The organism is Mycobacterium sp. 852002-51163_SCH5372311 (assembly GCF_001667115.1).
Classification (GTDB): Bacteria; Actinomycetota; Actinomycetes; order Mycobacteriales; family Mycobacteriaceae; genus Mycobacterium.
The window spans coordinates 1-1,095 of record NZ_LZIJ01000208.1 but is presented as its reverse complement, the minus strand read 5'-3'; the positions used below and the strand labels follow the sequence as shown (position 1 = coordinate 1,095).

The window sequence follows — 1,095 nt, the reverse complement described above, 5'->3', positions numbered from 1 at the left end:
CACCTCATGGGCTACACCTTCAAGGACTACGACAAGGCAAGCCGCTGGACGTGGAAATTCTTGCGGGACAGCACCGCTGAGCAAGTCCGCGCAATTGCCAACTACGCGCTGGAGGCCGACAACCGTCTGACAACCGGGACGATCTTGCAGCGGCTGTTTGACCCAACGCAGATAGCAAACGAGTGGTCGCACCCGGTGTATGGCCTGTACAACGGTGACACCATGGTTCCACCGGCCTATCTCGGCAAGCAGTTTGCGGCGGCACACCAGCACTACCTCGTTTCCGGTAGCGCCACCATTGATTCCGGAGACCTCGAAACTGCCGTTCGCCATGTGACCGAGCACGGTTTCGGCACTGAATCAAACTCACGGCTGTTGGCGCTGATGAACCCGGCACAGGCAGAAGTGGTGTCTACCTTCAAGGCTGGCGAAGAAAACGCCAGCGGCATTATTGCCAAACACGACTACATTCCCAGCGCTGGCGCACCGGCCTACTTGCAACCGGAAAATATTGTGGGTCAGGTTGCGCCGGAGTCCTACAACGGTCTGAAGGTGCAGGGTAGCTACGGCGAAACCTGGATTATCCAAAGCGATTTCATTCCGGAAGACTACTTGGCGGTTGTTGCCACCTATGGAGCTAACAGCCCTGACAACGCCATCGGGTTCAGACAGCACCCTCAGCGTCAGTACCAGGGTCTAAGAAATATCCCGGGTATCGGCCCATTTCCATTGCAGGATAGCTTTTTCCAGCGCAGCTTCGGTGTTGGCGTGCGCCGTCGCGGCCAGGCCTGCCTCACGCAGATCAAGGCCAGCGGTTCCTATGACGTGCCGGTGATCCCGAAGTGACGCCTCTAGATTGGCTGCAGACCAATCTGACTGCAGTGGTGGTCGCGGTAGCTCAGGCCGGTGCCACCCTGGCCGGCTCAACTGCTGAAACCAATGTGTCTCAGTCCCATTACTACTCTTGGAGCCGGTTCACAAGATGAGTAGAAGCGGAGCCGACGCGTCCGGTCTCGGTGACCAGCTTGCGCGCAACCTCGCGTATCTGGAAAACGGCGATACCGGCGCTAGCGAGTTCAGTTGGGCCGATGGCCT

1 protein-coding gene is annotated in these 1,095 nt (G+C 58.4%); it reads left to right on the top strand.

Annotated features, from left to right (window positions below):
* Positions 1-846, top strand: an 846-nt coding sequence (locus A5791_RS25540; RefSeq protein ID WP_067231672.1) for a hypothetical protein, incomplete at its 5' end; no start/stop codon positions are given.
* Between the last annotated feature and the right edge of the window lie 249 nt (positions 847-1,095).